Origin of the sequence: Geminicoccus flavidas, from assembly GCF_009806515.1 — a bacterium.
GTDB lineage: Bacteria > Pseudomonadota > Alphaproteobacteria > Geminicoccales > Geminicoccaceae > Geminicoccus > Geminicoccus flavidus.
In genome coordinates this window covers 1-9,089 of record NZ_WUJP01000294.1, presented here as the reverse complement: position 1 = coordinate 9,089, position 9,089 = coordinate 1, and the positions used below count along the sequence as shown (strand labels likewise).

The 9,089-nt window shown below is 67.9% G+C and carries 8 protein-coding genes and 1 pseudogene; 2 read left to right on the top strand and 7 right to left on the bottom strand.

Translation table 11 applies throughout. The annotated features are described in order from the left end of the window. Together EQG76_RS08130 and EQG76_RS08125 are read right to left on the bottom strand one after the other, a co-directional pair. Positions 1–124 (bottom strand): annotated as a pseudogene (locus EQG76_RS08130) (NAD(P)(+) transhydrogenase (Re/Si-specific) subunit alpha); the annotation flags it as partial. A 169-nt stretch (positions 125–293) separates the two neighbouring features. Then, positions 294–1,697 (bottom strand): M20/M25/M40 family metallo-hydrolase, encoded by a 1,404-nt coding sequence (locus EQG76_RS08125; protein WP_159712278.1) that lies wholly within the window; start codon positions 1,695–1,697, stop codon positions 294–296. An 836-nt stretch (positions 1,698–2,533) separates the two neighbouring features. Here EQG76_RS08125 and EQG76_RS08120 point away from each other — a divergent pair. Further along, a complete protein-coding gene (locus tag EQG76_RS08120; RefSeq protein WP_159712276.1) occupies positions 2,534–2,890 on the top strand; it encodes a hypothetical protein in 357 nt (118 codons plus the stop codon). Positions 2,891–2,930: 40 nt separating this feature from the next. Here the strand turns inward: EQG76_RS08120 and EQG76_RS08115 are convergent, their stop codons facing one another. The 5 genes from EQG76_RS08115 to EQG76_RS08095 form a co-directional block, all read right to left on the bottom strand. Continuing rightward, complete coding sequence (locus tag EQG76_RS08115) at positions 2,931–3,881, bottom strand: aminotransferase class IV (protein ID WP_159712274.1); 951 nt, start codon at positions 3,879–3,881, stop codon at positions 2,931–2,933. A gap of 79 nt (positions 3,882–3,960) precedes the next feature. After that, positions 3,961–4,992, bottom strand: a complete 1,032-nt coding sequence (locus EQG76_RS08110; protein WP_159712272.1) for an ABC transporter ATP-binding protein — start codon at positions 4,990–4,992, stop codon at positions 3,961–3,963. A 28-nt stretch (positions 4,993–5,020) separates the two neighbouring features. After that, positions 5,021–5,857: a carbohydrate ABC transporter permease gene (locus EQG76_RS08105; protein WP_159712270.1), complete on the bottom strand. Its 837-nt coding sequence runs from the start codon at positions 5,855–5,857 to the stop codon at positions 5,021–5,023. Continuing rightward, positions 5,854–6,765, bottom strand: a complete 912-nt coding sequence (locus tag EQG76_RS08100) for a carbohydrate ABC transporter permease (RefSeq protein WP_159712268.1) — start codon at positions 6,763–6,765, stop codon at positions 5,854–5,856. Before EQG76_RS08100 ends, EQG76_RS08105 begins: the two co-directional genes overlap by 4 nt. A gap of 69 nt (positions 6,766–6,834) precedes the next feature. Then, the gene (locus tag EQG76_RS08095; protein ID WP_159712266.1) at positions 6,835–8,100 is read right to left on the bottom strand and encodes an ABC transporter substrate-binding protein; all 1,266 of its coding nucleotides are present in this window, start codon (positions 8,098–8,100) and stop codon (positions 6,835–6,837) included. A 143-nt stretch (positions 8,101–8,243) separates the two neighbouring features. Here EQG76_RS08095 and EQG76_RS08090 point away from each other — a divergent pair. After that, positions 8,244–9,089 (top strand): sulfatase-like hydrolase/transferase (locus EQG76_RS08090; RefSeq protein ID WP_159712264.1); only part of this gene is annotated, 846 nt, incomplete at its 3' end.

Genomic DNA, 9,089 nt, shown 5'->3' with positions numbered 1-9,089 from the left:
TGGCACCGGCACCGGCCTCGACCAGCACGTCAACCCCGAGCGCCTTCAGCTTTCTTACCGTCTCTGGTGTCGCCGCGACACGACGCTCGTGCGCGGCGCGCTCCTTCGGCACCCCGATCTGCATTGGACGCTCTTCCCGCCGAGAGTTGATCGGGCGCTACGATGTCGCACCCAGGGCGCCATAGGGAAGCGAAGCCGATCCGGCAAGTGGGCAGATGCACTCGACCGGCATGGCAGCCACTCTCGCGGCTGCCGTCCTCCAGCCGGTTCCGACGACAGTCAGCCGGCGCTGGTCAGCGCCGCACGGCCGCCAGCCGGTCCAGCAGCGCCGCATGGGTCTCAATGCCGCGCCGGAGGCAGATCAGGTCGAACTTCTCGTTCGGGCTGTGCACCCGGTCGTCGTCCAGGCCGAAGCCCACCAGCAGCGTGTCCATGCCCAGGATCTCGCGGATGCTGCCAACCACGGGGATCGAGCCGCCGCAGCCCATCAGCACCGGCTCCCGGCCGAACACCTGCCGGATCCCGGCGCGCGCCGCCTCGATCCACGGCCCCTCCGTCGGCACGGTGATGCCGGGCGAGGAGCCGAAGTCCTGGAAGGTCAGCCGGCAGTCGGGCGGCAGCCGGTCCTCGACGAACTGGCGGATCGCCGGGGCGATTGTCTCCCAGCGCTGGCCAGGCACCAGTCGCGCGCTGATCTTGGCCGACGCGTTGGCCGGGATCACGGTCTTGGTGCCGTCGCCGGTATAGCCGCCCCAGATCCCGTTGATGTCCAGGGTCGGCCTGGTCCAGTTGCGCTCCAGGAAGGTGCGGCCCCGCTCGCCATGCGGCCCTGTGAGCCCGACAGCACCCAGGAACTCGGCCTCGGTGACCGGGAAGTCCCGCCAGGAGGCCAGCACCGCAGCCGAGGGTTCCTCGATGCCGTCATAGAAGCCCGGGAGGGTGACCCGCCCGTCGGCGTCGTTCATCTCGGCCAGGATCCGCACCAGCAGGTTGTTCGGGTTGACCGCGACCCCGCCATACATCCCGGAATGGAGATCCATGGCCGGCCCGTGCACCGTGACCTCCACATAAGCCAGGCCGCGCAGCGAGGTGGTGATGGCGGGCTGGTCGGGCGAGACCATGCCGGTGTCCGAGATCAGGCACAAATCGGCCCGCAGCTCGTCCCGGTTGGCCTGCATGAAGGGCTCGAGCGACGGCGACGAGCCCTCCTCCTCGCCCTCCACGAACACGGTCACCCGGCAGGGCAGCGTGCCGTGCACCTGCATCCAGGCGCGGAACGCCTCGACGAAGGTCATCACCTGACCCTTGTCATCGACGGCACCCCGCGCGACCACCCGCTCCGCACCCGGCGCCCCCACCACGGTCGGCTCGAAGGGCGGGCTGTCCCACAGCTCGACGGGATCCACCGGCTGCACGTCGTAATGGCCGTAATAGAGCAGATGCGGCACGTCCGCGCCTGGCGGGCCGGGATGGTGGGCTACCACCATCGGCATGCCCGGCGTCTGCCGCAGCCCCGCCTCGAACCCGATCGCGCGGAGCTCCGCCGCCAGCCAGGCGGCGCAGTCGCGACTGGCCGCATGATAGGCCGGATCGGTGGCGATCGAGGGGAAGCGCAGGAATTGCTTGAGCCGCTCCAGTGCCGCCGGGAACTGCCGATCCACCTCGGCCAGGACGGGAGCGAGTTCGAGCTGGGTCACGGGATCGGTCACTCCGACAGTGGGCAGGTTGCGGCTGGCTGCTACCAGCCTGCGCGAGGCGCGACCAGGGGTGAGGTGGGCTCCCTGGGATCGACCCGCACGTCTTTCCGGAAGTAACCGGAACGACAAAAACAGAACATACCTGTCACCTCAGGTCCCAGGTTGGTACGGCCGGGCGAAAGGCCGACGCTTCCGGCAATAACCCGCGTACTCCGGCACATCTGCCGGATAGCTGCGTTGCACCGTCAGCGTGGTTGAGCTTGTGAACGGTAACGGTTGATCTTGCCTACCGGCCGTTTCGCCTTGCCGGCCACTGACCGGCTTTTCCTGGAAAAGCTAGATCTTGAACGTTTTATGTCGCAGGAAATAGTTGATCAGCCGTTCATAATCGGGGATTGTGTGTGTGCCGACAGATTGGCACTAACAAGGTGATAGTTACGTACGGCCGTCCCCAAGGTCAGGTCGCCCGCGATGAAGTTCGTCGCTGACGCCTTGCCCTCGTGACGAAGATACGGATCGCATCGGACGTCAAGGAGCCGTTTCCTCAAGATTGATGTGCCGAAGAATATCTTCGGATCGATCTCCGAGGTCCTACGTCTGCGCGAGACAAATCCTCATGAATATGTGCTGCGTGCGATACTAGATTGTCAGCCGGCGCCTGTTTTGCGCCGCAGTTGTATGGTCAGCCGCTACTGGCTCGCACAGTGGGTCAGGCTGGATGGACGGGCAGCCGGGCAACCGGCTGCCCGTTTTTCTTGGGGCCGCCCTATTCCCAGGCAGCGCTGCGCCGTGGTCATTCCCGCCCGGAAGACATCAGACACGCTGAGGAGACGACCATGCACCGGCGCGTGACGTTCGCCATGCTCGCGGGCATGCTGGCGGGATGCGCCGCAGCGCCTCTGGAACGAGATGTCCCGGCGGGCTTCGACCCCGATGCTCTGCTGACGATTGAAGCCCCGGTGGCGGAGGTGACCTATCGCCCGCCCGAGCTCGTGGTCGTGCTGGCTGCGCAGGAGCAGAGCTGGCGCTGCCTGCTAGGTCCGCCCGCGGTTCTGGCCGGGCAGGGCCTGACGGAGGCGCAGCTCGCCCCCGGCACCCCGGTTGTGGTGGCGGGCCACCCGAGCCTCACCGATGCGCACCTGCTCGAGGTCACGGTGATCACCGTAGCCGGCCAGACCTTCGAGCTGCGCTGAGCGCGCTCAGGTTCGAGCCGCACTCAGGCACAAGCACTACTCAGAACGGCCGAGACGGCGCGCTCGGGTCCAGATGGCGGCGATACTGCGCCACCCAGTCGAAATCGACCAGCCGGCAATAGGCGTCGGCCAGCCGCCGCGTGACCGGCCCCCAGACCTGCCCCTTGGGCCCGATCTCCACGCCGTTCACCCGGCTGGCCGGGCAGAGGCAGAGCGAGGTCGAGGTGATGAACACCTCGTCGGCATTGTAGGCGTCGTAGAGGTCGATATCAGCCTCCTCCAGCCGCAGCCCCTCGGACCTCGCCAAGTCGATCACGGTCTGCCGCGACACGCCGGGTAGCACGTAGCGCTCGTGCGGAGTCAGGATCACCCCGTCCTTGACCACGAAGATGTTGGAGCCCAGGCCCTCGGACAGGTTGCCGTTGATGTCGAGCAGGATCGCCCAGGCCGAGGGATCCATGGCGTGCACTTCCTGGCTCGCCACGATCAGGTTCAGGTAGTTGTGCGACTTGATCCTGGGGCTCAGGCTCACCGGCGGGGTGCGCCTGGCGGACGGCACCACCACCTTGATGCCTTCCTCGTACAGGCTGGCGCGCTGGCGGAACGGCAGCGGCATGCATTCCAGCACAATGTTCGGCCCGTGATGGTCGAGATTGTCGCCCTCCACCGGCCGTACGCCCCGGCTGATCCGCTGGGCCATCCAGTAGTCGTCGTCGGGCCCGAGCAGATGCCGGTTGCGCTCGAACAGCTCCTCGCTGAGCCGGCACATCTCCTCCGGGCTGTAGCCCGGATCGATCCGCAGATACTTCAGGGAGCGGTAGAGCCGCTGGACATGCTCCTTCACCTTGAACAGCTTGTGGCCGAAGCTCCGGGTCATGTCGAAGCAGCCGTCGCCATAGATCCAGCTGGAATCCCGGAACGGGATCCGCACCTCGCGCTCCGGCATGAACTCGCCGTTGAACCATGCGACCCGCTCGTTCTGCAACGTCATCGCTTCACCCCTCCCCTGCACCGAAGGCCATCCGTGACAGCGTAGAAGGACGGAGCCGGCGGCGCCAGCGCAGCGAGGCTCAGCCGAACGCCGCCCGCGGCAGGCTGCGTCCCTGCTGATCGAACAGATAGCAGGCCTCGGCGGGCAGCCCGACCGTCACCGCGCCCTCCGGCGGAAGATCGGCCATGCCGGCATGTTTCACCACCAGCGGCTCGTCCAGGCCCAGGTCGACATAGACCCAGCTCTCCGCCCCCAGCCGCTCCACCGCCAGTACCCGTCCCTCCACCGACGCCGCTGCGGGCTCGCCCAGCCGCAGATGCTCGGGCCGCACACCGACCTCCACCGCCTCGTGCGGGATCGCGATGCCCTTGGGATAGCTGGCCGGGAGGAAGTTCATCTTGGGCGAGCCGATGAAGCCGGCGACGAACCGGTTGGCCGGGTGCTGGTAGAGATCGATCGGCGTGCCAACCTGGCGGACCTCGCCGGCATCCAGCACCACGATCCGGTCGGCCAGCGTCATCGCCTCGACCTGGTCGTGGGTCACGTAGATCATGGTTGCGTCCAGCCGCCGGTGCAGCTTGGCGATCTCGATGCGCATCTGCACGCGTAGCGCGGCGTCCAGGTTGGAGAGCGGCTCGTCGAACAGGAACACTTTCGGGTCGCGGGTGATCGCCCGGCCGATCGCGACCCGCTGGCGCTGCCCGCCGGAGAGCTCGCGCGGCTTGCGGTCGAGGAGCCGGTCGAGCTGGAGGATGCGCGCCGCCTCGCGCACCCGCCGCTCGGCCTCCGCCCGGTCGGTCCTCGCCAGCTTCAGGCCGAACATCATGTTCTCGAACACGCTCATGTGCGGGTAGAGCGCGTAGGACTGGAACACCATGGCGATGCCGCGCTCTGGCGGGGTCAATTCGTTGACCACCTGCCCGTCGAAGCGGATCTCGCCGGTGCTGACGTCCTCCAGCCCGGCCACCAGCCGGAGCAGGGTCGACTTGCCGCACCCGGACGGCCCTACGAACACGACGAACTCGCGGTCATGCAGGTCGAGGTTCACGTCCCGGATGGTTTCCACCGAGCCGAATCGCTTGCCGACCCCGACCAGCTCGATCCTGGCCATCAGTCCTCCCCCGGCCGCAGCACCGCCCTCATCCCTTCACCGCGCCGGCGGTCAGCCCCGACACGATCCGGCGCTGGAAGATCAGCACCAGCACGATCAGCGGCACGGTCACCACCACGCTCGCGGCCATGATGTTGCCCCAGGGCAGCTCGTAGGCCGACGCACCCGAGATCAGGGCAATCGCCACCGGCACGGTGCGCTGCTCGCCCGACAGGGTGAAGGTCAGCGCGAACAGGAACTCGTTCCAGGCGGCGATGAAGGCGAGCAGGCCGGTCGTGATGAGTGCCGGGCCCAGCAGCGGCAGGAACACCCGGGTCACGATGGTGAAGGGCTTGGCCCCATCCACGATCGCCGCCTCCTCCAGTTCCTTCGGCAGTGCCCGGATGAAGGTGGTGAGCACCCAGACGGTGAAGGGGAGCGTGAAGATCAGGTAGCTCAGGATCAGGCTCGGCAGCCGGTTGTAGAGGCCCATGGCCCGGATCAGCTCGAACATGCCGGAAAGCACCGCCACCTGCGGGAACATCGACACGCCCAGGATGGTGAACAGGAGCAGCGAGCGGCCGTGAAAGCGGATCCTGCCCAGCGCGAAGGCGGCCAGCAGTCCCAGCCCTAAGGACAGCACCACCACTGAGGATGCGACGATTAGCGAGTTCAGGATGTTGCGGCCGAACGGCTGCTCGGCGAACACGGCCCGGTAGTTGGCGAGACTGGGCGGCGGGAAGAAGTCAATCCGGAACATCTCCGAGCCCGGCTTGAACGAGCTGACGATCGCCCAGTAGAACGGGAAGACCGCGTAGAGCACGATCAGCGCCATCAGCAGATAGAAGCCGGCCCGGCCGAGCCGGCGGCGGGCGCGGCGGCTCATGGCCTCTCCTCCGCCTGACTGCTGCCGATCCGGGCGAGCGTCAGGTAGATCACGGTGAACAGGGCGATGGTCAGGAACAGGAGGGTCGAGGCAGCCGAGCCGAAGCCCACGTCCTGGAAGTCGACCAGCTGCTGGCGGGCATAGACCGACATGGACATGGTCGCCTGGTTGTTGCCGGTGAGCACGTAGATCGCGTCGAAGATCCGAAGCGCATCGAGCAGTCGGAAGATCACCGCGACCAGGAGCGCCGGCATCAGGAGCGGCAGGGTGACCTTCCAGAACACCTCCACCGGATGCACCCCGTCGACCTTCGCCGCCTCGTAGCATTCGGTCGGCAGCATCTGCAGGCCGGCCAGCAGCAGGAGCGCCATGAACGGCGTGGTCTTCCACACATCTACCATGATCACCGCCCAGATGGCGGTGTCGGGGTTGGCGGTCCAGGCGATGCCCTGATCGATGATGCCCAGCAGGATCAGCAACTCGTTCAGGACGCCGAACACGTCGTTCAGCATCCAGGCCCACATCTGCGCCGAGACGATGGTCGGGATCGCCCAAGGGATCAGCACGGCGGTGCGCAGGAGGCCGCGGCCGGGCAGATGGACGTTGAGCGCCAGCGCGATCGCCAAGCCCAGCACCGTCTCGATCGACACCGAGACCAGGGCGAAGAACAGCGTGTTCCAGACCGAGCGCCACCATTCCGGGTCGGTCAGCAGATACTCAAAATTGGCCAGACCGACGAACCCGGCCGCCCCCATGTCCGAGAGGTTGGCGTCGGTGAAGGCGAACCAGACGGTCCGCCCGAGCGGCCAGACCGCCACCAGGGCCAGCGCCACCAGCATCGGCGCCAGGAACAGCCAGGCGGCACGGGTGCGCGCCCGGGTTAGGCGGGAGGCGGCAGGCCCTGCCATGGCGGGCGCCCTACTGCCTGCCGGCGTGGCCGGACGTCTCTGCCTGCCCGGTGCTCCCGGCAGCCGGGCTCACCAGCGGCCACCGCGGCTGAGCCGGTCCAGCCGGTCGGCCAGCGCATCGAGCGCCGCCCCGGCCTCGGCCCGCCCGCTCAGCACCTGATGCGTCGCGTTGTAGAACTCGGCGCTGACCTGGTTGTATTTGGCCCCGGTCACCCGGGCCGGCCGCGCCACCGCGTTGGTGAAAGTCTCGTAGAGGTCGCCCATGAAGGGAGCCGCCTCCAGCACGTCGGTGTCCTGGTAGAGGGCCGGGATGGTCGGGTTGTAGGCCCCCTCGATCGCCCGGCGCTTCTGTTCGGTGGACGAGGTCAGGAAGCGGACCAGGTCGATCGCCTCGGCGGGGCTGTCCGAATATTTGCTGACCGCGAGCTGCCAGCCGCCCAGCGTCCCCGTGGTCTTGCCGCCCTCGCCGCCCTTCGGCAGGGCCGCCACACCGATCTTGTCCTGGATCGGGCTGTCCTTGGCCTGCCCGAGCCCCCAGGCATAGGGCCAGTTGCGCATGAACACCGCATTGCCGGCCTGGAAGACGCCGCGCGCCTCCTCCTCCTGGTAGTTCAGCACGCCTTCGGGCGAGATCTGGCCCACGGTCGAGGCGGCCCAGGTCAGGGCCGCCGCCGCCTGCGGGTTGGCCACCGTGATCTTGCCGTCCGCATCTACGATCTGGCCGCCGCCGAAGCTGTCGATCCATTCCAGCGCGTTGCAGGTCAGCCCCTCATAGGCCTTGGCCTGGTAGACATAGCCCCACATCTTGTCGTTGCCGGCGGCGCGCTCGCCGTCCTGGACCTGCTTCGCGCTCGCGAACAGTTCCTCCCAGGTCGTAGGCGGCTGCAGGCCGTACTTCTCCAGCAGATCCTTGCGATAATAGAGCAGACCGGCATCGGTGAACCAGGGCATCGCCACCAGGGCACCCTCGATCGTGTTGTTCTCGATGATCGCCGGGAAGTGCGCGCTGACCTCCTCCTGGGAGAACTCCCCGGACAGGTCGAGGAAATGGCTGCCGAGCAGGCCCGGCCAGACCACGTCGATCTGGAACACGTCCACATCGCCCGAGCCGGCCGCGAGCAGTTGCTGGTAGAGCGCCAGGCGCTCGGTGGCCGAGTTGGGCGTGGAAACGATCTCCACCTCGTTGCCGGTCTGCTTTGCCCAGGCCTCCGCACCGGTCCGGCAGAACTCCAGCTCCGCCCCGACCGAACCGCAGGAGATCGAGATCGTGGCGGCCTGCGCACTGGCGCCGACCATCAGGGCGGCCAGCGCCGCGAACGTCACGAGCTTCGGCATCGTCGTTCTCCCCGACCATTCGTTTCCGCCGGAAGGGTGGCGCGCACCGCTCCCGCTTGTCCACCCCTCCTGCCTGCCCGGGCCTCCCGGTTGCCCCGGGCACCGTTCCCGAGTCACCATCGCCCGGGGCGGCGGGGGCAGGCGTGCTGAACATTCTCTTCATCACGGCGGACCAGTGGCGCGGCGACTGCCTCTCTGTGGTCGGCCACCCGGCACTGCGCACGCCGAACCTCGACCGGCTGGCCGCGGACGGCGTGCTGTTCACCCGGCACTTCTCCAACATGACACCCTGCGGGCCGTCGCGCGCCTGCCTCCACACCGGCACCTACGGCTTCAACCACCGCTCGATCCGCAACGGGACGCCGCTCGACCGGCGCCACACCACGCTCGCGGTGGAACTGCGCAAGGCGGGCTGGGATCCCGTCCTGTTCGGCTATACCGACACCAGCGCCGATCCGCGTGACCTGGCCGCCACGGATCCGCGCCTCCTGACCTATGAGGGAGTGGCGCCCGGCTACCGGCCGGTCTGCCTGATGCTGGAAAGCGTCCAGCCCTGGCTCTCGCATCTGTGGGAGCGGGGCTATGGCGCATGCGACCTGGACGAGCTCTATGGCGGCCCGCTGGGCGCCCCGGCGCCGTACCGCGCCGAGGACAGCGAGACCGCCTTTTTGACCGACCAGGCGATCGCGTTCCTGGCGAGGCGGAGCCCCCATCCCTTCTTCCTGCACCTGTCCTACATCAAGCCGCACCCGCCCTTCGTGGCCGCGGCTCCCTGGCACGCCTCGGTCGATCCGGAACTCCTGCCCCCGCCGGTGCGCCGGGCGGAGCCGGCTGAGGAAGGCCTGCTTCACCCCTGGCTGGCCGCTCAACTGCGCCGCCCCCTGGGCGACTGGTTCCGGCCGCATCTGGGCGGCACGGAAGGCCTGGCCGGCCCGGCCCTGCAGCGGCTCCGGCAGGTCTATCTCGGCCTGATCGAGGAGATGGATCAC

Coding starts and splice junctions, on each gene's coding strand:
- EQG76_RS08120 (WP_159712276.1), top strand. CDS start 2,534: ATGCACCGGCGCGTGACGTTCGCCATGCTCGCGGGCATGCTGGCGGGA.
- EQG76_RS08115 (WP_159712274.1), bottom strand. CDS start 3,881: ATGACGTTGCAGAACGAGCGGGTCGCATGGTTCAACGGCGAGTTCATG.
- EQG76_RS08110 (WP_159712272.1), bottom strand. CDS start 4,992: ATGGCCAGGATCGAGCTGGTCGGGGTCGGCAAGCGATTCGGCTCGGTG.
- EQG76_RS08105 (WP_159712270.1), bottom strand. CDS start 5,857: ATGAGCCGCCGCGCCCGCCGCCGGCTCGGCCGGGCCGGCTTCTATCTG.
- EQG76_RS08100 (WP_159712268.1), bottom strand. CDS start 6,765: ATGGCAGGGCCTGCCGCCTCCCGCCTAACCCGGGCGCGCACCCGTGCC.
- EQG76_RS08095 (WP_159712266.1), bottom strand. CDS start 8,100: ATGCCGAAGCTCGTGACGTTCGCGGCGCTGGCCGCCCTGATGGTCGGC.